This is a genomic window from Lapillicoccus sp., assembly GCF_025353065.1.
In the GTDB taxonomy this organism is placed as follows: Bacteria; Actinomycetota; Actinomycetes; order Actinomycetales; family Dermatophilaceae; genus Lapillicoccus.
The window spans coordinates 37,096-61,044 of record NZ_JANXRJ010000155.1 but is presented as its reverse complement, the minus strand read 5'-3'; the positions used below and the strand labels follow the sequence as shown (position 1 = coordinate 61,044).

General features: G+C 73.0%; 22 protein-coding genes and 2 pseudogenes. 13 read left to right on the top strand and 11 right to left on the bottom strand.

Going from position 1 to position 23,949, the window contains the following annotated elements; genetic code table 11:
* Positions 1–858 (bottom strand): annotated as a pseudogene (locus tag Q0R63_RS12605) (glucose-6-phosphate dehydrogenase); the annotation flags it as partial.
* A gap of 139 nt (positions 859–997) precedes the next feature.
* Between Q0R63_RS12605 and Q0R63_RS12600 the strand changes: the two are divergent.
* Positions 998–2,899, top strand: a complete 1,902-nt coding sequence (locus Q0R63_RS12600) for a hypothetical protein (RefSeq protein WP_295697676.1) — start codon at positions 998–1,000, stop codon at positions 2,897–2,899.
* Here the strand turns inward: Q0R63_RS12600 and Q0R63_RS12595 are convergent.
* The gene (locus tag Q0R63_RS12595) at positions 2,886–3,497 is read right to left on the bottom strand and encodes a hypothetical protein (protein ID WP_295697674.1); all 612 of its coding nucleotides are present in this window, start codon (positions 3,495–3,497) and stop codon (positions 2,886–2,888) included. The two genes, Q0R63_RS12600 and Q0R63_RS12595, sit on opposite strands and share 14 nt — an antisense overlap.
* A 160-nt stretch (positions 3,498–3,657) precedes the next feature.
* Positions 3,658–4,191 carry a GNAT family N-acetyltransferase gene (locus Q0R63_RS12590; RefSeq protein ID WP_295697673.1) on the bottom strand — a complete coding sequence of 178 codons (534 nt, stop codon included), beginning with the start codon at positions 4,189–4,191 and terminating at the stop codon, positions 3,658–3,660.
* A 38-nt stretch (positions 4,192–4,229) separates the two neighbouring features.
* Between Q0R63_RS12590 and Q0R63_RS12585 the strand changes: the two genes are divergently transcribed.
* The 6 genes from Q0R63_RS12585 to Q0R63_RS12560 all read left to right on the top strand — a co-directional run bounded on the left by Q0R63_RS12585 (position 4,230) and on the right by Q0R63_RS12560 (position 9,870).
* Positions 4,230–4,820, top strand: coding sequence for a helix-turn-helix domain-containing protein (locus Q0R63_RS12585; protein WP_295697672.1), 591 nt, complete (start codon positions 4,230–4,232; stop codon positions 4,818–4,820).
* 61 nt (positions 4,821–4,881) lie between these two features.
* Complete coding sequence (locus Q0R63_RS12580) at positions 4,882–5,757, top strand: LLM class F420-dependent oxidoreductase (protein ID WP_295697671.1); 876 nt, start codon at positions 4,882–4,884, stop codon at positions 5,755–5,757.
* A gap of 136 nt (positions 5,758–5,893) precedes the next feature.
* A complete protein-coding gene (locus Q0R63_RS12575; RefSeq protein WP_295697679.1) occupies positions 5,894–7,264 on the top strand; it encodes an aspartate aminotransferase family protein in 1,371 nt (456 codons plus the stop codon).
* A gap of 57 nt (positions 7,265–7,321) precedes the next feature.
* The gene (locus Q0R63_RS12570; protein WP_295697669.1) at positions 7,322–8,308 is read left to right on the top strand and encodes a diacylglycerol kinase family protein; all 987 of its coding nucleotides are present in this window, start codon (positions 7,322–7,324) and stop codon (positions 8,306–8,308) included.
* An 82-nt stretch (positions 8,309–8,390) separates the two neighbouring features.
* Positions 8,391–9,152 (top strand): phosphatase PAP2 family protein, encoded by a 762-nt coding sequence (locus tag Q0R63_RS12565; protein ID WP_295697668.1) that lies wholly within the window; start codon positions 8,391–8,393, stop codon positions 9,150–9,152.
* 4 nt (positions 9,153–9,156) lie between these two features.
* Positions 9,157–9,870 carry a phosphatase PAP2 family protein gene (locus Q0R63_RS12560; protein ID WP_295697667.1) on the top strand — a complete coding sequence of 238 codons (714 nt, stop codon included), beginning with the start codon at positions 9,157–9,159 and terminating at the stop codon, positions 9,868–9,870.
* An 81-nt stretch (positions 9,871–9,951) separates the two neighbouring features.
* Here the strand turns inward: Q0R63_RS12560 and Q0R63_RS12555 are convergent, their stop codons facing one another.
* The gene (locus tag Q0R63_RS12555) at positions 9,952–10,734 is read right to left on the bottom strand and encodes a DUF1206 domain-containing protein (RefSeq protein WP_295697666.1); all 783 of its coding nucleotides are present in this window, start codon (positions 10,732–10,734) and stop codon (positions 9,952–9,954) included.
* Between the two features lie 113 nt (positions 10,735–10,847).
* Here Q0R63_RS12555 and Q0R63_RS12550 point away from each other — a divergent pair, with 113 nt between their 5' ends.
* Positions 10,848–13,361, top strand: coding sequence for a lysylphosphatidylglycerol synthase transmembrane domain-containing protein (locus Q0R63_RS12550; RefSeq protein WP_295697664.1), 2,514 nt, complete (start codon positions 10,848–10,850; stop codon positions 13,359–13,361).
* Between the two features lie 15 nt (positions 13,362–13,376).
* On the opposite strand, the pseudogene Q0R63_RS12545 reads toward Q0R63_RS12550, so the two are convergent.
* The 4 genes and pseudogenes from Q0R63_RS12545 to Q0R63_RS12530 form a co-directional block, all read right to left on the bottom strand.
* Positions 13,377–13,646: pseudogene (locus Q0R63_RS12545) on the bottom strand (cupin domain-containing protein); the annotation flags it as partial.
* A 143-nt stretch (positions 13,647–13,789) separates the two neighbouring features.
* Positions 13,790–14,494, bottom strand: a complete 705-nt coding sequence (locus Q0R63_RS12540) for a GerMN domain-containing protein (protein ID WP_295697662.1) — start codon at positions 14,492–14,494, stop codon at positions 13,790–13,792.
* A complete protein-coding gene (locus tag Q0R63_RS12535; RefSeq protein ID WP_295697661.1) occupies positions 14,491–16,002 on the bottom strand; it encodes an ATP-binding protein in 1,512 nt (503 codons plus the stop codon). The genes Q0R63_RS12540 and Q0R63_RS12535 overlap by 4 nt, the downstream gene beginning before the upstream one ends.
* Positions 15,999–16,706 (bottom strand): response regulator transcription factor, encoded by a 708-nt coding sequence (locus Q0R63_RS12530; protein WP_295697659.1) that lies wholly within the window; start codon positions 16,704–16,706, stop codon positions 15,999–16,001. The genes Q0R63_RS12535 and Q0R63_RS12530 overlap by 4 nt, the downstream gene beginning before the upstream one ends.
* Positions 16,707–16,877: 171 nt before the next feature.
* Here Q0R63_RS12530 and Q0R63_RS12525 point away from each other — a divergent pair, with 171 nt between their 5' ends.
* The 5 genes from Q0R63_RS12525 to Q0R63_RS12505 all read left to right on the top strand — a co-directional run bounded on the left by Q0R63_RS12525 (position 16,878) and on the right by Q0R63_RS12505 (position 20,209).
* Positions 16,878–17,243 carry an STAS domain-containing protein gene (locus Q0R63_RS12525; protein ID WP_295697657.1) on the top strand — a complete coding sequence of 122 codons (366 nt, stop codon included), beginning with the start codon at positions 16,878–16,880 and terminating at the stop codon, positions 17,241–17,243.
* Positions 17,240–17,869, top strand: coding sequence for a hypothetical protein (locus Q0R63_RS12520; protein ID WP_295697655.1), 630 nt, complete (start codon positions 17,240–17,242; stop codon positions 17,867–17,869). The genes Q0R63_RS12525 and Q0R63_RS12520 overlap by 4 nt, the downstream gene beginning before the upstream one ends.
* Positions 17,869–18,090, top strand: coding sequence for a hypothetical protein (locus Q0R63_RS12515; RefSeq protein ID WP_295697653.1), 222 nt, complete (start codon positions 17,869–17,871; stop codon positions 18,088–18,090). Before Q0R63_RS12520 ends, Q0R63_RS12515 begins: the two co-directional genes overlap by 1 nt.
* Positions 18,091–18,200: 110 nt before the next feature.
* Positions 18,201–18,752 carry an RNA polymerase sigma factor gene (locus Q0R63_RS12510; RefSeq protein WP_295697652.1) on the top strand — a complete coding sequence of 184 codons (552 nt, stop codon included), beginning with the start codon at positions 18,201–18,203 and terminating at the stop codon, positions 18,750–18,752.
* Entirely contained in the window at positions 18,749–20,209 is a 1,461-nt protein-coding gene (locus tag Q0R63_RS12505) for a sialidase family protein (protein WP_295697650.1), read from the top strand. Before Q0R63_RS12510 ends, Q0R63_RS12505 begins: the two co-directional genes overlap by 4 nt.
* A 9-nt stretch (positions 20,210–20,218) precedes the next feature.
* On the opposite strand, the gene Q0R63_RS12500 is transcribed toward Q0R63_RS12505, so the two are convergent.
* Genes Q0R63_RS12500 through Q0R63_RS12490 form a run of 3 tightly spaced genes read right to left on the bottom strand, consistent with a single transcriptional unit; the run spans position 20,219 to position 23,864 of the window.
* Positions 20,219–21,130, bottom strand: a complete 912-nt coding sequence (locus tag Q0R63_RS12500) for an FHA domain-containing protein (RefSeq protein ID WP_295697648.1) — start codon at positions 21,128–21,130, stop codon at positions 20,219–20,221.
* Complete coding sequence (locus tag Q0R63_RS12495; RefSeq protein WP_295697647.1) at positions 21,127–22,404, bottom strand: VWA domain-containing protein; 1,278 nt, start codon at positions 22,402–22,404, stop codon at positions 21,127–21,129. Before Q0R63_RS12495 ends, Q0R63_RS12500 begins: the two co-directional genes overlap by 4 nt.
* The gene (locus Q0R63_RS12490; protein ID WP_295697645.1) at positions 22,404–23,864 is read right to left on the bottom strand and encodes a protein phosphatase 2C domain-containing protein; all 1,461 of its coding nucleotides are present in this window, start codon (positions 23,862–23,864) and stop codon (positions 22,404–22,406) included. Before Q0R63_RS12490 ends, Q0R63_RS12495 begins: the two co-directional genes overlap by 1 nt.
* Positions 23,865–23,949 lie beyond the last annotated feature (85 nt).

The window sequence follows — 23,949 nt, the reverse complement described above, 5'->3', positions numbered from 1 at the left end:
GTTCTTCTCCTCGCTGATGGCCCGCGGCTCCAGGGCGGTCGGCGGCTCCATCGCGACGAACGCGAGGACCTGGAAGAGGTGGGTGACGACCATGTCCTTGTAGGCGCCGGTCGACTCGTAGAAGCCCGCCCGGCGGTCGAGCCCGAGGGTCTCCGGGATGTCGATCTGGATGTGGTCGATGAAGTTGCGGCTCCAGATCGGCTCGAAGAGGCCGTTGGCGAAACGGAAGGCGAGGATGTTCTGCGCCGCCTCCTTGCCGAGGAAGTGGTCGATCCGGAAGATCTGGCTCTCGTCGAAGGTCTCGTGGACCTGGTCGTTGAGGGTGATCGCGCTCTCGAGGTCGGTGCCGAAGGGCTTCTCCATGATGACGCGCGACCGGTCCACGAGCCCGGCGTCGCGCAACGTCGAGATCACACTCGGGGCCGCCTTGGGGGGCACGCTCATGTAGTGGATGCGCCGGACGGTGGCCCCCAGCTCGGCCTCCGCCGCCGTGACCTTGGCCTTGAGGCCTTCCGGCCCGGCGGAGTTGGGGACGTAGTGGAGGCGGGCGGCGAACTCGTCCCACTGCTCCGGGGTGAGCGGATGCGTGCCGAACTCCGCGACGGCCTCCTTCGCGAAGGCCCGGAAGCTGTCGTCGTCGAGGTCCTCCAGCGAGGTGCCCACGACCTGGATGTCGGGGGTGAGCGCCGACAGCACGAGGTGGGCCATCCCGGGGATGAGCTTGCGACGGGAGAGGTCACCCGTCGCGCCGAACAGCACGATGACGTGCGGGTCGAGGGCGTCCTTGGCTCCGCGGCGGGGGCGGGCGGAGGGAGAGGGATAGGCGATCGTCTGGGCGTGATCGGTCACGAGGAGCATGATTCCACCGTTGCGGCGGATTCGGTGACATCGGGCCCCACCCGCGGAGGGGCTGCGGTCGACGGGCCTTGTCGGACGGTCTGCGACGTGTGACAGTGTCCTTTGCTCCACCCGGCGTCGCTCAACGAGGAGATGACCTGTGCGCACACTCACGCGCCCCACCGTCCTGATCACCACTGCCGCGCTGGCGTTGGCTGCTGGCGCCGGAGCCGCCGCGGCGACCCCGCCGCCTCGGCCCGCCGCAGACTCCCTCGTGAGCATCTTTCCCAACGATGCGCTGACCGTCCGGGACCCGTCCCAGGCCACCGGGCTGCGGGTGAACCTCCCGCTACCCCCCTGCCAGAAGCAGGTCAGCGAGTGCAACTCGGTGACGCTGCTCGACCAGCTCGACGGCTTCGACATCGACCCCCGCATCGCGCTGCGCTTCGCCGGACCGGTGGACCCGTCGTCGGCGGTGGCGGGGGTGCGTGTCGTCCAGCAGGGTGGGGGCTTCTCGACCGGGCTGGACCGGGTGGTCTACGACGCCGCGACCTCCACCGTGTATGCCCACCCGGTCGACCAGCTCCGTCCCGGGACCACCTACCGGCTCGACTTCCCCGCGCCGCAGGTGGCCCGCGGCATACCCCGCACGACGTTCACCACGATGTCGGCCACCAGCGGGCTGCAGGCCATGGTCGCCCAGCTCGACGACGGCTCCGCCTACCGCGCCGCGGGCATCCCGGCCAAGGACCGCGGCCTGCAGATCGACGCGACGTTCCCGGCCGCCGGCACCGCGCTGGCCTACACGGCCGACCTCGGGACGTCGCTCAGCACCTCGCCCGTCCCCAACCTCTCGAGCCTGGCCGCCGGCCGCTACGTCTTCGGCTCCTACCTGTCCCCGTCCTGGCTCACTCCGGCCGGCGACATCCCGCAGACGCCGACGCGTTCCCGGGGTCCGGTCGTGACCGGTCAGGTGCGGGTGCCGTTCGTCGCCATCATCCCGGCGGGCCCCGTCCCCCGCGGCGGTTGGCCGGTGGCGATCTTCGGGCACGGGTTCACGCGCTCCGATGCGGACGTCTTCCTCGCCGCGCCGCTCAACGCCTCCCGAGGGCTGGCGACGATCGCCACCGACGTCGTGGGGCACGGTTACGGCCCCCGCAGCGCCTGGCAGGTGACCCGCGGTGGTCGCACCGTCTCCGTTCCCGCCCACGCCAGGGGCATCGACCGGAACGGCGACGGGACCATCGACTCGACCGAGGGCTCGAGCACTGCGGTGCAACCGGCGCCGCTGGCCCAGGTCGGTAGCCGGGACGGCCTGCGGCAGACGGTTGCCGACGATGCCGCGCTCGCGCGGGCGCTGGGTGGTCCACGGGTCCTGCCGCTGGACGGGAACCAGCCCACCTACTACGGGCAGAGCTTCGGCGGCATCTACGGCACCATGTTCGCCGGGACCGACCGATCGGTCAGTGCCTTCGGGCTCAACGTCCCGGGTGGACCGATCAGCGAGATCGCCCGGTTGTCGCCGTCGTTCCGGCTCCTCATCACCCAGGCGCTCGGCCTGTCGGTCCCGAGCCTGCTCAACGGAGGTGTCGACGGGTTCACCGAGTCCCTGCCGCTCGCCGGGCAGGCCCCGGTGACCACCCCGGTGCCGGGCGCGCTGGCGATCCAGCAGTTCCTCGCGGAGAACACCTGGATCGAGCGCGCCGGCAGCCCGGAGACCTTCGCCCCCCTGGTCCCGCACGGCCGGACGCTCATCCAGTCGGCGTTCGGCGACCAGACGGTGCCCAACCCGACCGCCGGAACCCTCATTCGCGCGGGTGGGCTGCAGGACCGGACGACGTTCTACCGCAACGACAAGACGCCGAACTCGATGACCAACCCGCACGGGTTCCTGCTCGACCCCACCTTCACGCTGGGGTACGGCCCGGGCCAGAACCAGATGTCGACCTTCCTCGCCTCCAAGGGCCGGATCGTGATCGACCCCGACGGCGCCGCCGGCGTGTTCGAGGTGCCGATCGCCGATCCGAACCTGTTGCGGACGCTCAACTTCACCTCGCCCTGAGCGCCGCGTCGATGGCGCCGCGGCCGGGTGCCGATGCCGATGCCGAGCGGGCGGCGGCGAGCAGGGCCAGCCCGAGCGCGATGCCGAGGACGGCGAGGACGCCGCGAGGATGGAAGATGTGGTTCTGCAGGAACGGGTAGCAGGAGCCGGCGAACACGACTGTCCCGAGGAGCGCGCGGGGCCCGTCGCGGCGGACGAGGACCGCGCCGCCGAGGAGCGCGGCAGCGAGCAGGCACCACACCCCGATGGCGCCGAGTCGGTTGCCGACGTCGAAGAGCCGGCCCACCACCGGGCTGGAGGCGCCCTCCTGCTCCATGGCGAGCCCCGCGCCGATGCCGGCCAGGACGTCGAGGGCGGTGTAGAAGGTGGCGAAGCCATAGGCCCCCAGTCGGGCCAGCTGCGCGAACACCCCTTTCTCGCCTCGCAGCAGGAGCCACACCGCGGCGCCGAGGAGCGGGAAGACCGGGATCAGCCAGACGTGAAGGGTCCGCCAGGTGTGCGCCGTCGCGGGGTCGAGGTCGGTCGGATGCAGCAGGCCGACTCCCGCGAGCAGGACACCCGGGACCGCCACCGCCACGACCGTCGCCCACTTGCCCACCGCCTGAGTCTGCCTCAGACCTCAGACCGAGCCACGACGTGTTGCGGTGAGATCCGCGAAATGGGTGTCACAGGCCGGGATTTCCCGGATCTCACCGGAACACGTCGAGGTTGGGGCGGGTGGGGGTGGAAATGGGGCTGCGCTGGGATCACTCTCCGGGTCAGCGCGGCTCGGCCGGGGGGTCGGGGGCGACGAGCAGGGGCCGTTGGGCGAAGGCGACGTCGTGCCAGCGGCCGTGCTTCCAGCCGACGTCGCGGAAGGTGCCGACCGGCTCGAAGCCCATGGCCGCGTGGAGGCCCATGCTCGCGTCGTTGGGCAAGGTCATGCCGGCGACGGCCTGGCGGAAGCCGCGGGCGGCGATCCGGGGGAGGAGCGCCTCGTAGAGGGCGCGTCCGGCGCCGGTGCGACGGCGGCCGCGCTCGAGGTAGACGCTGACCTCGCACGCCCACCGGTAGGCCGCGCGCGACTTGAACTCCCCGGCATACGCGTAGCCGACGATGTGCCCCCTCCCGTCGTCACCACTCTGCTCGAGCACGAGCCAGTCGTGGGCCACCAGGGCGGCCGCGATGCGCTCGCCCATCGTGGCCGGCGTCGGCGGGTCGAGCTCGAAGGTGATCGCGGTGTCCTCGACGTAGGGCGCGTAGATCGCCGCGATCGCCGGGGCGTCTGCCGGCGTGGCCTGTCGGATGCTCATAGGCACCATCGTACTCAGAATGCGCTTATAGTGACAGAGTGAACCTGCCCGAGCCGGACCCGGACCCCGCAGAGATCGATGACCTGACCTCCGCCATCGCGGCGACCCTCCACACGGCCCGCGGTCAGCTCGGCCTCTCGGTGAGCGCTCTCGCCGACCGCTCCGGCGTCTCCCGGGCGATGATCTCGCGGATCGAGCGCGGCGGGGCCCAGCCCACTGCGGTACTGCTCGGCCGGCTGTCGGGCGCCTTGGGAATGTCGTTGTCGGAGTTGCTCGCTCGTGCCGAAGGCGAGCCACGTCGCCTCGTCCGGGCCGACGACCAGATCCGCTGGACCGACCCCGAGACCGGCTACGTGCGGCGGGCCGTCTCCCCGGCCCCCGGCGGGCCGCTGGAGCTCGTCGAGGTCGTGCTGCCGGCCGGCGCCGTGGTCGCCTACCCCGCCGAGTCCTACGCCTTCAACCACCACCAGCTCTGGGTGCTCGCCGGTCGCCTGCACTTCCGTGAGGGCGACGTCGTGCACGAGCTGGGACCGGGCGACTGCCTCCAGCTCGGCGCGCCGCAGGACTGCGCCTACGAGAACCGCACCGGCCGCCCCTGCCGCTACCTCGTCGCGCTGGCTCGTCGCTGAGGTCCGCGGACACCGAGGTCCACAGACACGGAGATCCACGCACAGGAGCACACTGGGGCGCATGCGCTTCGGCTTCCACTTCATGGACTTCAACCTCCCCGAGGGTCCGGCGTCCTACGCCCCGGCCCTGCGGGCCACCGCGGTCGCCGCCGAGGACATCGGCGCCACGTGGTTCACGGTGATGGACCACTACTTCCAGATGGAGCAGTTCCGGACGGCCCACGACCCGATGCTCGAGGGCTACGCAACGCTCGGCTTCCTCGCCGCCTGCACGAGCCGGATGCAGCTCGGCACGGTCGTCACCGGCGTCACCTACCGCCACCCCGGTCTCCTGGCCAAGATCGTCACGACTCTCGACGTGCTGAGTGAGGGTCGGGCCTTCCTCGGTATCGGGGCGGCCTGGTACGAGCGGGAGCACCTCGCCCTCGGCGTCCCCTTCCCGCCGCTCAAGGAGCGCTTCGAACGCCTCGAGGAGGCGCTGCAGATCGTCCTGCAGATGTGGGGCGACGACGCGGGCCCGTATGCCGGTGCCCACTACCGGCTCGCGGAGACGATCAACGTGCCCACCAACCTCAGCCGGCCGCACCCGCCGATCGTCATCGGCGGGAGCGGCGAGAAGAAGACGCTGCGCCTCGTCGCGCAGTATGCCGACGCGTGCAACATCGGTGCCTCCGACGTCGAGACCGTCGCCCACAAGCTCGACGTCCTGCGTGGCCACTGCGACGCGTTGGGTCGCGACTACGACACGATCACCAAGACCGTTCAGGGCCCGCAGGTCAACCCCTTGGACGACCCGGACGCCTTCCTCCGGCTCGCCGAGTCCTACGCCTCCCTCGGCATCACCCACCTCCACTGCCGCCCGATCACCCCCGACCCGGCCGCCCACGTGGCGGAGTTCGGTGAGCGCATCGCGCCTCGACTGGCCGAGATCGGCTAGCCGGGCGGCATACTCTCCCAAGCCCTTTCCCACACTCGCCCGACCGCTGCAGACCAGGAGACCGCCCGTGACCCAGCTCGACGAAGGCCCTCGCACCCTCACCGACGCCCCGGCTCCCCTGCCCGCTACCGGCCGGATTCCCCTGCCGCCCAGGAGCTTTCGCGTCCCGACCGACCAGGAGAGCGTCCGCCGCGGCGACCGTGACCACGTCTTCCACAGCTGGGCCGTCCACGGGGCCGTCGAGCCGCTGCCGATCGCGCGTGCCCTCGGCTCGCGGTTCTGGGACCTCGACGGCAAGGAGTACCTCGACTTCTCCTCGCAGCTGGTCAACGTCAACATCGGCTACCAACACCCCAAGCTGGTCGCCGCGATCCAGGAGCAGGCCGGCCGGATGGCCACGCTCGGACCCTCCTTCGCGATCGACGTGCGCTCCGAGGCGGCCCGCCTCGTCGCCGAGCGCACGCCCGGCGACCTCGACCTCATCTTCTTCACGACCGGCGGGGCCGAGGCCAACGAGAACGCCATCCGGATGGCCCGTGTCCACACCGGGCGGCACAAGATCTTCGCCGCCTACCGCAGCTACCACGGTGGGACGGCGGGATCGATGGCCCTCACCGGCGACCCGCGACGGTGGGCCACTGAGCCGGGTATGCCGGGGGTCGTGCGCTTCTGGGGTCCTTTCCCCTACCGATCGGCCTTCCACTCCACGACCCCCGAGGAGGAGTGCCAGCGGGCGCTGCAGCACCTGCGCGAGACCCTCATGGTCGAGGGTCCGCACACCGTCGCGGCGATCATCCTCGAGACCGTCGTCGGCACCAACGGCATCATCGTCCCGCCGGACGGCTACCTCGCGGGCGTCCGCGCCATCTGCGACGAGTACGGCATCGTGATGATCTCCGACGAGGTGATGGCGGGCTTCGGCCGTTGCGGTGAGTGGTTCGCGGTCGACCACTGGGACGTGACCCCCGACCTCCTCGTCTTCGCCAAAGGCGTTAACTCGGGCTACGTCCCGTTGGGCGGGGTCGCGATCACGCCGGCCATCGCCGACACCTTCCGCCACCGGCCCTTCACCGGGGGCCTCACCTACTCGGGCCACCCGCTGGCCTGCGCCTCGGCCGTCGCCTCGATCCAGATCTACGAGGAGGAGGGCATCGTCGACCACGCGCGGTCACTCGGGGCCGACGTCATCGGCCCGCAGCTGCGGGCGCTCGCCGAGCGACACCCCTCCGTCGGCGAGGTGCGGGGGCTCGGTGTCTTCTGGGCCCTCGAGCTCGTCCGCGACCGGACCACCCGCGAGCCCCTGGTGCCCTACAACGCCGCTGGCGCCGACAACGCACCGATGGCGGAGTTCGCGGCGGCCTGCAAGCAACGGGGCCTGTGGCCGTTCGTCCACTTCAACACCACCCACGTCGTGCCGCCACTGACGACGACCGCCGAGGAGATCGCCGAGGGCATCGCGATCCTCGACGAAGCCCTCGAGGTCGCCGACCGCCACACGACCGGCTGACCGGGACCGCCCCAAAGGGTGGTCCGCCGGGTCGTCCCCCGCCGGTAGGGTCACCTCATGTCCGATTCCTCCGGTGGCGGGACGCGTCGCATCGCGGTCATCGTCAACCCGACCAAGTTCACCGACCTCGACGACGTCCGCGAGGGGATCACCTCGGTCTGCGCCGAAGAGGGGTGGGCCGAGCCGCTGTGGCTCGAGACGACGGCCGAGGACCCCGGCGTCGGCCAGGCCGCGGAGGCGCTGGAGCAGGGCGTCGACATCGTCTGCCCGCTCGGGGGCGACGGGACGGTGCGCGCCGTCGCGACCTCGCTCGTCGGCACCGGCCGGCCGCTCGGGCTGCTGCCCGGCGGCACCGGCAACCTCCTCGCCCGCAACCTCGAGCTGCCCGTGGACAGCCTCGAGCCGGCCCTGCGCGTCATCCTCACCGGCACCGACCGGCAGATCGACGTCGGGCTCGTGCGGCTCTTCCCGGAATCCCCTTCACCCGATGCGCTGAAGGGCGACCGGCGCGAGCGCGACGGCCCCCGGGACGACGACGAGGAGGTCTTCCTCGTGATGACCGGCATCGGCATCGACGCCGAGGTGATGGCCAACACCAACGAGAAGGTCAAGGGCGTCCTGGGGTGGCCGGCCTACGTCTTCTCGGGACTCGCCCGGATGGGGCGTCGCGGCTTCCGGGTCAGCCTGCAGGTCGACGGCGCCCGCCCCCAGGAGCAGCACGGTCAGAGCGTCATCATCGGCAACTGCGGCACCCTGCAGGGGAACGTCCAGCTGATCCCCGACGCCCGGCTCGACGACGGGGTGCTCGACGCCGTCATCATGGCCCCGAAGGGACCGTTCGGCTGGGTGGCCCTGGCCGCCGACCTCGCCAGCCGCCACCGCCGTGGACACCCGCGCCTCTTCCGGTCCACCGGGCACACCTTCACGATCGTGTGTCACAACGCGGTGGAGACCCAGATCGACGGCGACCCCAAGGGCGCCCAGTTCGGGCTGACGGCAAGGGTGCTGGCGGGCGGGCTCGTTGTCCGGGTGCCTGTCGGCTGACGCGCCTCCGGCCGCCTCGGCCGGCCATGCGGCATACCGGCGGAGGGGGGTGGGGGGTGCCCCGAACGGGTATGTTCTCCGGATGCCGGACCGCATGACGACCTCCGACCGAGCAGCGCCGGCCACCCCTTCGGCCTGGCGGTGGCGGTTGCGCGGCGTCGTGCCGGGCGTGGTCGCGGCTGTCGTGGTGTCGGTGGGGGTCTCGGCGCTGGCCCTCGTGGTGCAGGAGCGGGTGGGTGCGCTGGCGGCGTTGGACGAGTCGGTCATTCGCGCGGCGACCGACGTCACCCGGGCCCATCCCGGGCTCCGGTCGGCGCTCCTGGTCTGGGAGGCCGCGTTCCAGCCGCTCAACGTCTACGTCGTCGCGACCGCGGTGTGCCTGCTCGCGTGGTGGCGCGGGGGCCTCCGCGCGCGGGCGATCTGGGCCTTCGTCACGATGATGGTCGCCTGGAACCTCGCGCTCGACCTCAAGCTCGTCGTCGCCCGCGCCCGCCCGGTCGTCGCCGACCCCGTCTCGAGCGCGCCGGGCTACAGCTTCCCCTCGGGGCACGTCGCCAACGCGGCTGCGGCCGCGACCGTCCTCGTCATCCTGCTCTGGCCCCTGCTGTCGCGCCGGTCCCGCCCGTATGCCGTGGGCGTGGCGGCCGTCGTCGTCGTCCTGACCGCCCTCGACCGGGTCTACCTCGGGGTGCACTACCCCTCGGACACGATCGCCGGGGTCCTGGTGGGCTGCGGGATCGCGGTGGCGTCCGTCCTCGGCTATCGGGGGTGGCGCCGCGACCGTCCTGCGACACCGCCGCCGAGCGGCATACCGGTATCGACCCCGACAAGGAACGAGGCGTGAGCAGATGAGTGTGACAACGAGGTCCGCCAGGAACAGCAGCTTCGTCCATCGCTGGGACGCGATCGACCGACCGGGGTGGAGCGAGGCGCTGCGCGACCTCGCCCTGCGGGTCCTCGGGCCCGCTGTCGTCCTCTGGGTCGTGATCGCCGGGATCGGCGCGTTCATCGAGGGCCCGCTCGGCGGGTTCCAGTCCGAGAGCGCGGTCAACCGCACGCTGCAGTCCGGACGGACGCCGTTCTGGGACAGCGTGACCGGGCTCTGGTCGCATGTCGGCAACACCGAGATCGTGATCGGGGTCTGCGTCGTGATGGTCGGCGTGATCTGGTGGCTGACCCGCCGGTGGTGGGTCGCGGTCCTGCCCGCGATCGCGATCACTCTGCAGGCCTCGGTCTTCGTCCTCGCGACGATGGTCGCCGGCCGCGCCCGGCCCGACGTCCCGCACCTCGACCCGGCACCACCGACGTCGTCCTACCCCAGCGGCCACGTCGGCGCCTCGACCGCGCTCTACCTGACCCTTGCGCTGCTGGCCCAGCGGATCCCGTCGGCCCCCCTGCGCCGGGTGCTGACGGCGATCTGCCTGCTCATCCCGCTGCTGGTGCTCTACGCCCGCCTCTACCGCGGGATGCACCACGTCACCGACGTCACCGTCGGCCTCCTCAACGGCATCACCTGCGCCCTCCTCGCGTGGGCCTGGCTCCGCCGCCGCCCCCGCACCTGACCTGATCACCGGCCTCATCCGAGGGGGGTTGACGCAGCGTCGACCCCTCCGGGGTGGGGGTTGAGTGAACCCGGCGCCGGCTCAGACCTTGGCGTGCCGGGCGCGGGCGAAGGAGTAGACCGCGTAGGCCGCGAAGCCGACGGCGACGAGGGCCACCAGGACCTGCCCGTAGGGTAGGGCGAGGAGGGTGCGCAGGGCGCCGTCGAGACCGGTCGACCCGCGGGCCGTGTCACGTCGGGCCGCCACGACGAAGAGGACCCCGACGACGATGAGCGCGATCCCCTTGGCCACGTAGCCGATCCGGCCCGCCGCCTCCGCGACCCGGCCGGGGTGGCTGACGAGGTCGTCGAGGAACCGGCGCCGCCAGCCCTTGACCACGTGGTAGCCGCCGACGCCGACGACGACCACCCCGACGACGGCGACGAGCACCCGGCCGAACGGCTCCTTCATCAGGCTCGCGGTGACGTCGACGCTCTGGCTGCTGCTGCTCCTGCCCGTCCCGCGCGCCCAGGCGAAGCTCGTCGCCGACAGCAGGAGATAGAGCACCGTCTTCGCACCGGACTTGAGCCGGTCCGACGCGTCGCCCCGGGCGAGCAGCTCGACGAGCTGCCAGAGGCCGAGCCCGAGGAAGCCGACGACGGCCACCCAGAGCAGGACCCGGCCCACCGCGGTGCCGGCGAGGGTCTGCAGGGCGCCGGACTGGTCGGCCGAACCGGTGCCGGTGCCGAGGGCGAGCTGCAGGCCGAGCCAGGCGATGAGCAGATGGAGCAGCCCGCTCACGGCATACCCCAGCCGGGCGGCGTTCTCGAGGGCCGGGTGGTCGCCCGCGCTACGAGCGGCCCGGCCGACATCCGTGGTGTCCATGGGAGCCATCGTTACCCCGGGACCGGCTCTGCCCAACCATCGCCGCGCCGGGAGTGCCCACCTCGGTCGTGGCGCACGGTGGGATGGTGCGCCGCGTGAGGCAGGATGGAACCGTGGTCAGGGAGAGCGCCGAGGGAACCGACGTCACGCGCGTCGCTGATCCCGCCCTGCCCCCGTCGGGGCTCCAGGACCCCACGGACGCGGTCCATCGTCCGCCCACCGTCGACGGGGCTGCCGACGCGGACGTGCTGCGGGTCGTCGTCGAGGGGGTCGAGGTCATCGAGCCGCCGATCCCCGACCGGGTGCGCCGGCCCGCCGACGCCCTGCGTCTCGGCACCGCGGTCGTCGTGCTCGTGGTCGCCATCGCGCTCGCCGATGTGGCCGTCGGCACCACCGGCGCCCTCGAGCAGGACCTCGCGCTGGCGACCGGCGGTGTGCCGCGACTGCTCCTGCAGGTCTTCAGCTGGCTGGCGGGCATCGGCATCGTCGTCCTCCCTCTCGCGGTGGGCGCCGACCTCATCCTCAGGTCCCGGCCGCTGCAGCTGGTGCACGCCCTGGTGGCCGCGGGCACCGGGGCGCTGCTCGTCCTCGGGCTGCGCAGCCTCATCCTCGACGGTCACCTCGGGGTCGTGCTGGGGGCGCTGACCCGGCCGCTCCTGCAGGGCCGCACGGCGCCCATCGACCCGGTCATCGTCTCGCTCGTCGCGCTCCTCACGGTGGCCGACATCGTGGGCCGCAAATACATCTCGCCGTTGGCGATCGTCATCATCGGCTCCTCCGCCGTCACCGCCTTCCTCTCGGGCCAGAGCACCAGTCTGGCCGTCGGGGTCTCGTTGCTGCTCGGTTGGGCCGTCGGTCTCGCCTTCCGCTACGGCTTCGGCGCCGCGTCGACCCGGCCCCCCGGATCGGAGGTGGCCCAGGCCCTCGTCGGGACGGGCCTGCCCCTGACCCGCCTCGAGCTCGTCGACCCCGACGACTCCGGTGACCGGCGCTACCGCGGACAGACCGCCGAGCACGAGCTCGACGTGCAGGTGATGGACCGCGACACCTTCGGGCTCGCCTCGGGCCGACGGTTCCTGCGCACCCTGCGCCTTCGCAGCGCCAGCACCCGTTCACCCTCGCTCTCCCTGCGGGCGGATCTCGAGCACCGCACCCTCATGGGCCTGGCCCTCGCGGCCGCGGGCGTGAGCGCGCCACAGCCGCTGGCCGTCTGCGAGGTGGGCGCCTTCTCCGCCGCCATCGCGTATGCCGAGCCGCAGGGCCGCACCCTGCTCGAGCTCGGTCAGCGGCTGAGCGACACCGACCTCGAGAAGGTGTGGGAGATGCTGTCGACGCTGCGACGACGGCGGGTGGCCCATCGAGGACTCGCGGCCGACGTCGTGATGATCACCGACGCCGGCGCGGCGGCCCTGCGCCGGGTCGGGAACGGCGACGTCGCGGCCGACGACCTCACCCTGCGCATCGACTCGGCCCAGATGCTGACGGCTGTGGCCCTCGTCGTCGGGCCCGAGCGTGCCGTGTCCGGCGCCGTCGCCGGGCTCGGTGAGGAGGCCGTGGCCCGGGCCCTGCCGGTCCTCCAGCCCATCGCCATGACCCGGTCGACCCGGAGGGCGCTGAAAGCGGACAAGACCCTGCTCGGGCGACTCCGGGACGAGATCACCCGGCTGCGGCCGAGCTCGGAGCAGGCGGAGCCGGTCGAGCTGCGCCGGGTCACGCTGCGAGGTCTCGTCACCGTGCTCGCCGGCGGGGTCGCGGCATACTTCCTGCTGACGCTCTTCGCGCAGGTCGACATCGCCAAGGTGATCCGGGAGGCGAAGTGGGGGTGGGTGCTCGCCACCGTCGCCTTCGCCGCCCTCACCTTCGCCGGCGCCTCGACGGTGCTGACGGGGTCGGTCAACACCCCGTTGCGCTTCTCCCGCACCTACATGACCCAGCTCGCCGTCGCCTTCAGCGGGCTCGTCGCCCCGGCGGTCATCGGCAACCTCGCCCTCAACACCCGATACCTGCAGAAGAGCGGCGTCAAGCCGGCGATCGCGGGAGCCAGTGTCGGGGTCGCTCAGGTGGCCCAGTTCTGTTCCTACGTCACGATGCTCATCCTCTCCGGCGTCCTCGCCGGCACGGGACCCCGAGCCTCCTTCACGCCACCGCCCGCCCTCGTGGCCGCGGTCCCGATCGTCATCCTCGTCCTGCTGGGTCTGCTCGCGGTGCCCAAGATCCGCACGATCATCACCTCCCGCGTCCTGCCCCAGGTCAAGACCGTCGTCCCGCAGGTGCTCGGCGTCTTCCAGCACCCGCGCAAGGTCGCCGAGCTGCTCGGGGGGGCCCTGCTCCTCGACGCGTCGTTCGTGGCGGCACTGGTCTGCGCGACCCGGGCCTTCGGGTCGGACGCGCCCGTCGCGGCCGTGGCGGTCGTCTACTTCGCCGGGGCCATCATCGGGTCCGCCGTCCCGACTCCGGGCGGCCTGGGCGGCATCGAGGCGGCGATCTCCGGCGGTCTCATCGCCATCGGCGTCGACAGCGGCACGGCCGTCTCGTCGGTGCTGCTCTACCGGCTGGCGACCTACTGGTTGCCCATCCCCTTCGGCTACCTCTCGCTCAACCGGCTGCAGAAGCTCCAGGCCATCTGACGGTCGGCAGGCGGCTCAGGACAGCGTCGGTCCCGGGTCGGCCGGGCCGTGGACGTTGACGGTCGGCGTCCCGGACCCGCACCGGACGATGACGGCCCGCGAGGTGCCGTCGCCGGGATTGGACTCACGGTGCACCGCCCCGGCCGGCCCGTGGAGGAAGTCGCCCGGCCCGCCCTCCACGACCTGTCCACCGCCCGGCCCGGACTCGAGACGCATCGACCCGGAGACGATGTAGAGGGTCGTGTCGTGCGTGCCGTGGTGGTGCCAGCCGGAGACCGCGCCGGCCTCGGTGTCGACCGTGCCGGGTCGGGCACGGGCGGGTCGACGGGAGGCAGCACGTCATGGTGGTCGGTGGCCATCCCGTCATCCAACCACCGGCGACCGGGTGGTGCGGGCGTCGGTCACCCTGACCTGCGGCTCGCCCGAGGTCAGGACGTGGGCGGTGTCGGTGTCGCGCTCGGTGTCGCGGCCGGGTCGGTGGAGGCCGGGAGCGGCTCGGTGCCCGCGGGCGGCGGTTGCCCCGGGGCGAGCAGGCTCGCGTAGTCGGGCGCGGTGAGCGGCGTCGCCGTCGAGTCGCCGGCGGGTGGGGCCGGGACGCTGGCCGTGGTCCCGTCCGACAGCACGAAGCTCACCCGGTCGACCCCGACGACCGAGGTCGCCGTGAGGACGACCTGCCCGATGGCGATGGGCAGGCGACCCGGGCTGGGGGCCTGGACGGCCGCCTGGACCTCGATGTATGCCGTCCCGTCGCGGATGCTCCGCACGGTGAGACTCGCGCCCGGGCCGAGGTCGGTCAGCAGCCCGCGCGCGCGCTCGCGGTCCGTCGGGCCGACGGCCAGCCGGTTGAGCAGCGACTGCACGAGCGGCAGCAGGGTCGCATCGTCCACCTGGACCGTGAGGGGGACCAGCAGCTGCGCGTCGTCGACGAGGTAGACCGTCCCCGGGCTCGACGAGCCCGGGGACGAGTTCGGGGCGGTGGCCGCCGTGACGGACGGGCTCGTCTCGAGCAGGCCGTAGGGGACGTCGGCCGGCGCCACCCGCTGGGCCTGTCCGCCCGACGGGAGGCCACAGGCTCCGAGCAGCACGAGGGACGTGCCGGCCCCGAGCAGTCCCACGCGGAGGCGCCGGGTCACCACGACGACCTGGTCGCACCCAGTGCGGTCGGTCCGGCCGCGTCGTCGGCCTCGCGCGCGTCGGGGGAGACCCGGGGGCGGAGCGGCGCAGCGGGCAGGTCGATGCAGAAACGCGCACCCCCGTCCGGGGCCTCCTCGCACCACACCCGACCGCCGTGGGCCACGACGGTCTCCCCGACGATGCTGAGGCCGAGTCCGCTTCCCGGGAGGCTGCCACGGGAACCCCCTCGGACGAACCGCTCGAAGATCCGCTCCCGCTCCGGCTCGGGCACCCCGGGCCCGTTGTCCTCCACCAGGATTCGCACCCGGTCGCGGACCCGACGGACCATCACCGCCGTGACGCCTCCGGCGTGCCGGTCCGCGTTGTCGAGGAGGTTGACGAGGCTCCGCGACAGCTGGCGCTTGTCGACCTCGATCCCGAGGTTGACCCCCTCGACCGCGAGCAGGGCGGGGTCACGATGACTGCTCGTGAGCGTCTCCCGGACGAGCTCGCCCGCCTCGAGGTGGACGAGGACCTGGTCGCGCACCCCCGCGTCGAGGCGCCCGAGCTCGAGCAGGTCCTCGAGGGTCTGGTGGAACCGGGCCAGTTCGACGGAGACGAGGTCGATGGCCCGTCGGCTGCGCTCGGGCAGCTCGTCGCGGCGGCGCTCGATGATCTGGACGCTGGCGACGAGCGTGGTGAGGGGAGAACGCAGCTCGTGGCCGAGGTCGGCGGCGAAGCGCGCGTCGCGCTGGATGCGTTCCTCGAGCGCCTCGACCATGCTGTTGAAGGCGCCGACGATGGTCGCGAGGTCGGGGTCGTCGGTCGGCGGCAGCCGGGTCTGCAGCCCTCCGGCGCCGATCCGCGCGGCGGCGGTCGCGACGCTGTCGAGCGGGACCATCAGCTGCCGGGCGGCGAACCGGCCGAGGACCGCGCCGGCCAGGGTGCTGAGGAGGGCGAACGCCCCGAGCACGATCGCCAGTGTGGTCAGGGTCGCGCCGAGCTCCGTCGTCACCGCCACCTCGTAGAACTGGGCGTTCGCGGTGCGCAGCGGCACGCCGATGACGATGGCCGGCTTGCCCTCGACGCGCGTCCACTCGTAGGTGACGGCGCCGGCACCCACGCCGTCGAGCACCGTCTGCGGGATCGACTGCGGCCCCTGCGTCAGCGACGAGGAGAACCACCGCCCGCCCAGGCGCACGAGGAGCTCGGAGTCCGACGGCGCGTTGACCGACCCGAGCACCTCGGGCACCTTGGCCCCCTGGGTCCGCAGCCCGTCGGCGACGAAGGAGGCATCGGCATACGTCTGGCGCAGGGCGGTCTCCTGGCGCTGGTCGATGAGGTAGTGCCGGGCCACGAGGTAGGTGCCGATCGACAGCAGCGCCGACACGATGAGCGCGCCGAGGGCGAAGAAGAGGGTCACCGTGCTCCGCAGGCCGAGACGGGACAGCAGGTGGCCCGCGAGGCGCAGCCGGCCGAGCGGCTGTGCTGCCCGCTGCCGCCATCGGGGCGCCCGGGTCGTCGTCACGCCGTGTCCAGCCGGTAGCCCTGGCCGCGGACGGTGACGACGAGGGTGGGCGAGCTCGCCGTCGGCTCGACCTTGGTCCGCAGCCGGCGCACGTGGACGTCGACGATGCGCTCGTCCCCGAAGTAGTCGCGGTCCCAGACCCGCTCGAGCAGGACTCGGCGCGAGAGGACGCGACCCGGCGGTGAGGCCAGCTCGCAGAGGAGACGGAACTCGGTCACGGTGAGGTGCACCTCCTCGCCGCCCCGCCGCACCACCCCGGCGCCCAGGTCGAGCACCAGCGGTCCGTCGTCGTGGAGGAGCAGGGTCGACCCGTGCCCGGCCGAGGGAGCCGGCGAGGCGGCCCGGCGACGCATCGCCCGCAGGCGGGCGCTGACCTCGACCACCTGGAACGGCTTGGTGACGTAGTCGTCGGCGCCCGCCTCGAGGGCCCTGACGATGTCCTCGGTGTCCGTGCGCGCACTGACGACGATGATGGGCGCCTGGCTGAACGGGCGGACCTCGCGGATGAAGGTCACCCCGTCCATGCCTCCGAGCGTGAGGTCCACGAGCATGACGTCGGGTGGGGTGCGGCCGACGAGGACGAGCGCCGCCTCGGCGCTGGCCGCCTCGATGACGTCGTAACCCTCGTCCTCCATCGCGAGGCCCAGGGCAGCACGGATGCCGTCGTCGTCCTCGAGCACCAGGAGCGTCGCCACGACCGCCATCCTGCCAGCGCAAGTTGTGTCCTCGGCTCAGCCGCAGGGTGCGCAGCGGACCGGCGCGTGACGCCGACCGAGACCGTCACGCAACCGCAAAGAGAACGGCGGCGATCCTCAACATCCGAGGGACAGAGTGAGGGAACCGCAGCGCGACCCCGTGAGGGAGGAGAACCGACCATGGCCACGAGCACCGGCACCACCGGCACGCCGCCGCCGTCCGGGTCTCCCGCGCTGCCGCTCCTCGGCGAAAACGACGGCGTGGTTGCCGTGGCCCTCGCCGACGAGGCCGTCGCGGTGGGCCCGGGTGACCTGAGGTGGCACCTCGCCCCGCTCATCACCGGCGGCACCCACACCGTCGAGATCGACGTCTCGCACATCGACCGGCTCTCGTCGGGGAGCATCGCGACCCTCCTCTGGGTCAAGCGGACCTGCGCCGCCCGCCAGATCCGGGTCGTCCTCATCAGCCCCACGACACGCACCCTCGACCAGCTCCGGCGCACCGGGTTGGCCAACGTCCTCGAGATCGGGAGTCAGGCCTCATGACCGCAACGACGCAGCCCCACAGCCTCCAGCAGGTCGAGAGCCGGCCCGAGCCCCGACGCCGACAGGACGGCCCGTCGCTGAAACGCCAGGCGCCGAACCGCCAGCCGCTCGTCCTGCGCCGACTCAGCGGGGCCGGCTTCGACGTCGTCCTCCACGAGGGCGCCCACCGGGCAGCGCGAGTCATCCCTGGCGCCGACCGGCTCTGCGTCGTCGTCGCCGACCAGGGTGGGGCGACGCCGATGGCCGACGACCTGCCGGTCGCCGCGCCGGCCTCCTCGACCACCGTCTGGGTCCATCGCGACGGGTCCCTGTCGGTCCGGGCGTCCTGGGGGCCGCCCGCGCTGCTGGTCCGCGGTGAGCAGATCCTGATGCTCCCCGAGGTGCCCGGGACGACCGGGCAGGCCGTGCTCCGGCCGGGAGACCGACTCGTGGTCCTGTCGTCCGCGGCCTACGAGTCCGCGCCGCAGGAGATCGTCCGGCTGCTCCACGAGGACCCGCCCGGCCTCGCTCGCGCCGAAGCCGGCGCCCTGCTGGGGGTCCTGCTCGGCCAGGTCCCCGGGGGTGGCGGGGCCGTCATCACCCGCCGCGCCGTGTCGGGCGCCCGCACCGACGGGCGGGCAGGGTGATGAGCACCGACGTCCGCACCCCCGACCTCGAGGTCAGCGCCGCGTTCCTCGCCGAGGTGCGCGAGCAGCGGGCCGAGGCCCTCGAGGAGATGGAACGTGCTGCGGCCTCCCTCGACGAGTGGGCGCTCAACGCCGCCCGGGGTCGGCTGCGCGATCTCGAGGAGCTGCTCGACCGCAACGACGCGGGGTGGCAACCGCGGTGTCGCAGCCTCACGGCATGATGGCCCCGGACGGGTGATCCGCAGGGACCAACCCGATGGCACCGTGGGGCGTCACAGAGAGCATGACGACTGTGACCGCGCCCGTGGTCCTGGACCTCCGGGGAGGGGCGATGCCGCACGCGAGCCGCTCGACCCCCGAAGACCGTGGGGACCGGGTCCTCCGCACCGCCCGTGCGATGGACGATGCCCCGCCGCAGGCGGCCCTGCGGGAGGTCTACGACGCCCACTACGGCCGGCTTGCGGGCTGGACGGGCAAGCTCGTCGGAGATCCCGACCTCGCCCACGACCTCGCGACGGAGGCCTTCGTCAAGCTGGTGCGTTCGTGGAGCACCATCGACGAGCCGCGCGCCTGGCTCTACGCGACGACGGCCAACCTCGTGCGCGACCACTGGCGGCGCCGGGGTCGTGAGCAGACGGCATACGGCAAGGTGGGGCTGGCCCAGGAGTCCGCCGCCCCGCCCGACCTCGCGACCCGGCTGACGGTCCGCGACGCCGTCCTCGCGCTGCCCGACCGGCTGCGCGTGGTCGTCCTGCTGCACTACTTCGCCGACCTCACCGTGGCCCAGATCGCCACGCACCTCGGCAAGGCCGAGGGCACCGTCAAGCGCGACCTCTTCGATGCCCGGCACCGGATGGCGCTGCTGCTGGAGGGAGTGCGATGAGCCCCGACGAGCCCCGGTCGGGCGCGCCGACCGGCGACGGGCCGCGCGACCCGGTCGCCGACTTCTTCGCCGCCGCGCGGGAGGACATCGCCGACCTGCACGGCGACGACGCCCGGTGGCTCGAGATCACCCGCGAGGCCGGCCGCCCGAGGCGCACCGGCTGGGTGCGGTATGCCGCGGTCGCCGCGGCCGTCCTCGTCATCGGTGGCTCGGCCTGGGCCATCTCGGCCAAGCGCGCGGGGGTGCCGGTCGTCGCGGCCCACCCCTCCGTCACGCAGACCGTCTACGTCACCCGGAGCCCGGCACCATCCTCCGCCACGGGCAGCAGCGCGCCGAGCCCGGCGTCGCCCGCGACGACCCTGCCGACCACGGCTTCGGCGACCACGGCGGTTCCCGTCCCTGCCGACTTCGCCGTGGCGTCGGTCTCGACCGTCAGCGACGGCAGGCTCTTCGCCCTCGGTCGGGCCACCTGCCCGTCCGGACCCTGCGCGCTGGTCGCGACCTCGACCGACGGCGGCATCACCTGGAGCCTGCGGGGGCAGCTGCAGGGCGTGGGGGTCGCGCCCCGCGGGCCGGCCTCCGGTGCCCTCACCCGGTCGCCCGACTCGGTCAGCGACATCCGCTTCGCCACCGACTCGATCGGCTGGGCGTTCGGCGCCCGGGTGCTGAGGACCACCGACGGCGGCCGGACCTGGGCCCCTTACGCGCACGTCGGTGGTGCCGCGGTCCTCGACGTGGAGACCGACGGCACCGATGTCGTGCTCACGACGGCCGCCGCGTGCGCCGGCGAAGCCTGCTCCGGTCCGGTGAGCGTGATCAGGGCGCCTGCGACGGCGAGCTCGGCGAGCTCGGCGGGAGACCTGGGAGGCACGCTCGACGCCGGACCGGGTGTCACCGCAGCCGACATCGGGTGGTCTGCGGGCAAGGCCGTGATCACCGTGACCGGCGGCAACGGCATACCCGCCCAGCTCCTGCTCACCGACGGCCTGCACCCCGTCGCCGTGACCGGATGCGCCGGCACCGGCGCGGCCCGACTCGTCACCCCGGCCTCCGGCACCACGCTCGATGCCCTGTGTCAGCCCGACGGAGGCGCCGGGCAGCTCGGGTTCGGTGTCGTCACGAGCGGCGACGGTGGGGCGACCTGGACGAGAGTGACCTCGACGGGCCCGGTGGTGGCCAACGCCGGTGGCGTCTCGGTGACGGCCTCCGACCCGAAGCACCTGCTCGTGGTCTCCGGCGGCCGCGCCGACCTGCACGGCTCGATGACGGTCAGCTCCGACGGCGGCCGCAGCTGGCACACCCCGGCGTCGCCCCCGCCGCTGCCCGACCGCGGCTGGGCCTGGGTCGGGTCCCCGGGAGCCGGCACGTTCTACGCCGTGCCGACCGACCCGGCCGGCGGCTTCTGGCGCAGCACCGACGGCGGCGAGACCTGGACCCAGGTCACCGTCGCCGGCTGACGAGGGGGGTCAGGCCGCGCCGACCTCGCGCTCGTCGTCGGTCGCCCGGCGGACGACGATCCGCGTCCACGCCCCGACGTAGACCCGGTCGTCCCCGTCGAGCTCGGTCCGCGGACCGACCGGGATCGGGTCGTCGGGAAGGGGCCCGGAGGCCGGGCCGACGAACGTGCCGTTGGACGAGGCGAGGTCCTCGACGAACCACCGGGTGCCGTCCGTGGTCAGCTGGGCGTGCCGCCGACTGACCCCGGTGTCGTCGGTGCAGTCGATGTCGGGGTGGATGTTGCGGCTCGCCGAGACCCGGCCGACGAGGATGCTGCGGGCCGTCAGGGGGACGACGGCAGGCAACCCCGGAGACGGCATCGGCTCCTCGGCCTCCTGCCCGGCATACCAGTCGGGGTCGATCCAGACCTCCGCCACCCACTCCAGCGGGATCTGCGGCGGTATGCCGGTGCTCCCGGCCGTCGGGGCGACCGCCGGGCCTGCCGCGCCCGGCTGGCTCGGGGCAGCAGCCGACGGGATCTCGGCGGCGGCGCCTTCGGCCGTGCCGCCCTCGACCCCGGCGGCCTCCGACGGGATGCTCACCGGAACACCGTGTTCCGGAACGCCATGATCGGGAGCAGCGGCGTCCAGGTCGAGCGAGCCGACCTCCGGGCTGCCCAGCGCCGGGGAGGCCACCGGCTCGGCCCCCCGCGGGAGCGCCCCGGTGGTGAAGTCGTAGCCGCACGCCTCGCAGAACAAGGCATCGACCGGGTTGACCGTCTGGCAGTTGGGGCAGGTCTGGTCGGTGGGCGCGGCCGGTGGAGGTCGGGTGCCCTCGCCCGGTGGTGCGGCGGCCGCCGGCTGGGCAGCAGGGTCGATCTTCGCGCCGCAGGTGTCGCAGAAGTCCTCGGCCACGGACTGGTGACCGTTGGGGCAGATCACTTCTTCACCCGAGTCGTCTTCGTCGAGGCGGTGTCAAGGGCCATCTCGTCGAGGCGGTCGGCGCCCTTCTTGAGGCGGACGGTGCCGGTCTCGGCGTTGTCGATGTCGACGACCTTGCGCAGCCGCGAGGTCATCTCCTGGTCACCGGCGGCGGTGGCGAGCTGCACGGCCCGGCCGAGCTTGGCCGTCGCGTCGTTGTCGTCCCCGGCCGCCTTGGCCGCGAGCCCGTCCTGGATCGCTGCGGCCAGCTCGGCCTGCCCGGTGTAGCGGGCAACCTGGTCGTCGATCCGAGTGGTGAGGGACTCGTCGTTGGACCACGTCGCCTTGACCAGCGCCTGGGTCTGGACCTCGTCGCCGAGGGTCACCTGGACGCGGGCCGCCAGCTGCTCCTGGCCCACGGTCTTGGCCGGCAGCCGGACGGCGACGTGGAAGTCGCGGCTCTCGTCGGCCCACGCGCCGAGGGGGAAGCCGGAGGTCAGCGGGTTGACCTGGCTGCGGCGGGGGGTGAGGTCGGCGAGGGTCGGCGCGACCTGCTTGACGAACAGGGTCTGGGCGCCCTGCGGCGACCACACCCGCAGGTCGACGTTGGCGACACCGCGGGCCATCGCCTTGCGCATCAGGCTCTGGAACTCTGCCGCCATCTCCTGCGCGGAGGGGATGAGGTCGACGCTGCCCATCAGCGCCGACGCGATCCGGCGGACCTCGTCGACCTGCCAGCGGTCGCCGAGCCCGCGGCAGTCGCACTGGAACCGGCCGGAGGCGGCCCCGATCGAGCGGGTCAGCTCGTCGGGGGTCTCGTGCTCGTTCGCGCCGTCGGTGAGGAGGATCGCGTGGCGCTGGGTGGCCTGGGGGACGGTGTCGAACACCTCGGTGGCCTTGGTGAGCCAAGTGCCCATCGCCGTGCCGCCGTCAGCGCGGAACTGTCCGATGGACGCGATCGCGGCCCGCCGGGAAGAGGCGTCCATGCGCACCATCTGCTGTCCGCCGTGGGCCGGGGGGAACACGAGCGTCCCGACGTGGTTGCCGGCGATCACCGCGAACCACGTGCCGTCGAGGATCTCGTTGAGGGCGGCCGTCGCGGCGTTGCGCCCCTGGGCGATGCCGTTCTCGCCCATCGACCCGGACGTGTCGACGATGATGATCTCCGCGGCGTCCGTCACCCCGGCCCCCGCCTGCCCGGCCCCGCGGCAGGTCACCCGGACGATCGCGTGGACGTCGGTGCCCCCGTCGGGGAGGAACTCGTTCTGGAAGACCTCGGCGGTGAACTGTGCCATCAGGGGGTGTCCTTTCCATCGTCGGGCGCGGCGTCGTCGGTCGCGACCTCGGGTGTCGTGCTGCGGTCGGGTGTCTGCGGGCTGTCGGGAGGGGGGAGCGTCGCGGTCGGGGGTGACTCGGGTGCGTCCCCTGATTCCACACCGTCCGCCGGGTGGGGACCAGGGGAGGGGGTCCCGCCCGGTGTCGACACCCCTGCTTGTGGGCTCGCGGGTGGCTCGACCGGTGCCACGACGGGCGGCTCGGGCTTCGGGTCCACGGCCCCGACGCGCGCCAGCGTGACGGTGATGTTGTCCATCCCGCCTCGCTCGAGGGCGAAGTCGGTCAGGCCCTGCGCGAGGCTCCACGGGTGCCTGGCGCCCGTCCCGAGCCGCGCCATCGTCGCGTGGACGAGGGCCCTGAGGTCGGTGGCGTCCGAGCAGTAGTTCCACAGCCCGTCGCTGCACACCATCAGCCACCCGTCGTCGACGAGGTCGAGGTCGGCGGTGTGCGGCGTCAGGTCCTCGGGTGCGTCCACGCCGAGCCACCGCGTGATCGCGTGCGCCCCGGGGCTGGTCTCGGCCTCCTCGCGCGACATCCCGGCGCTGATCTGCTCGGCGGCGAACGAGTCGTCCCGCGTGAGCTGGCGGGCCGGGGCTGCCGGGTCGTCGGGGAGCCAGTATGCGCGGCTGTCCCCGACGTTGCCGACGACGGCGAGGCCGTCGTCGATGATCGCGGCGACGAACGTGCACGACGGGGGGTTCTCGACCTCGCGGTCGGCCGTTGTCGCGACAACAGCAGCCAGCGCGGCCTGGACGGACTCGTCGAGCCGGGCCGCCATCGAGGCGACGATCGCCGTCCGGGTGCCCATGCCGCGGGCCACGGGGTCGTCGAGGACGTCCCGGGCGGCGCGGCTGGCGGCGAGGCTGGCGATGTGCGAGTCGGTGGAGTTCGAGACGCCGTCGCAGACGACGAGCACGGCGAACGACAGCTGCGCCGGGTCGGCGTGGAGCGCCATCGCGTCCTCGTTGCGCGAGTGCCGGATCCCGATGTCGCAGACCCCGGCGACCCAGGGCGCCGGCTCCTCGGCGAAGTGGTCGCGGGGGTCGCGCTGCTTGGTCCCGCAGTTGTCGCAGTACCCGTCCTCGTAGTGGCCCTCGCCGCACTGCGCGCACAGGACCCCGGCGGGCGGCGGGGGCACCAGGGCCACGGTCTCGACCCGTCGGGAGACCGGACCGGTCCACCCGACGTCCAGCGGTGACTCCGAGCCGGCCTCGGCCGTCACCGGGTCGACCGGCACCCCGCGTGGGGCGACACCGCCCGAGGCGAGCTGGCTCGTCGCCCGACCTCCGGTGAAGTCGTAGGAGCACTCCTCGCAGAACAGCGCATCTGCCGGGCGCGCTGCCCCGCAGTTGGGGCACGCTGAGGCCGGTGGCGACCCCGGGGCGGTGCTGGCCCCAGGGCCCACGCTGGGAGTCGTCATGTGGTCCGTCCCCTTCGTCGGTGCGTGCGTCGGTCGATCTGTCGAATCCGTGCTGTCAGTGCGGGTTTCGCCCGGAGCTCCGCTC

Bases quoted from the DNA above. Each gene is read 5' to 3' on its own strand.
- Q0R63_RS12560 (WP_295697667.1), top strand. From the start codon at position 9,157: ATGAGTGTGACAACGAGGTCCGCCAGGAACAGCAGCTTCGTCCATCGC.
- Q0R63_RS12510 (WP_295697652.1), top strand. From the start codon at position 18,201: ATGCCGCACGCGAGCCGCTCGACCCCCGAAGACCGTGGGGACCGGGTC.
- Q0R63_RS12580 (WP_295697671.1), top strand. From the start codon at position 4,882: ATGCGCTTCGGCTTCCACTTCATGGACTTCAACCTCCCCGAGGGTCCG.
- Q0R63_RS12590 (WP_295697673.1), bottom strand. From the start codon at position 4,191: ATGAGCATCCGACAGGCCACGCCGGCAGACGCCCCGGCGATCGCGGCG.
- Q0R63_RS12515 (WP_295697653.1), top strand. From the start codon at position 17,869: ATGAGCACCGACGTCCGCACCCCCGACCTCGAGGTCAGCGCCGCGTTC.
- Q0R63_RS12495 (WP_295697647.1), bottom strand. From the start codon at position 22,404: ATGGCACAGTTCACCGCCGAGGTCTTCCAGAACGAGTTCCTCCCCGAC.
- Q0R63_RS12570 (WP_295697669.1), top strand. From the start codon at position 7,322: ATGTCCGATTCCTCCGGTGGCGGGACGCGTCGCATCGCGGTCATCGTC.
- Q0R63_RS12525 (WP_295697657.1), top strand. From the start codon at position 16,878: ATGGCCACGAGCACCGGCACCACCGGCACGCCGCCGCCGTCCGGGTCT.
- Q0R63_RS12490 (WP_295697645.1), bottom strand. From the start codon at position 23,864: ATGACGACTCCCAGCGTGGGCCCTGGGGCCAGCACCGCCCCGGGGTCG.
- Q0R63_RS12530 (WP_295697659.1), bottom strand. From the start codon at position 16,706: ATGGCGGTCGTGGCGACGCTCCTGGTGCTCGAGGACGACGACGGCATC.
- Q0R63_RS12520 (WP_295697655.1), top strand. From the start codon at position 17,240: ATGACCGCAACGACGCAGCCCCACAGCCTCCAGCAGGTCGAGAGCCGG.
- Q0R63_RS12555 (WP_295697666.1), bottom strand. From the start codon at position 10,734: ATGGACACCACGGATGTCGGCCGGGCCGCTCGTAGCGCGGGCGACCAC.
- Q0R63_RS12505 (WP_295697650.1), top strand. From the start codon at position 18,749: ATGAGCCCCGACGAGCCCCGGTCGGGCGCGCCGACCGGCGACGGGCCG.
- Q0R63_RS12565 (WP_295697668.1), top strand. From the start codon at position 8,391: ATGCCGGACCGCATGACGACCTCCGACCGAGCAGCGCCGGCCACCCCT.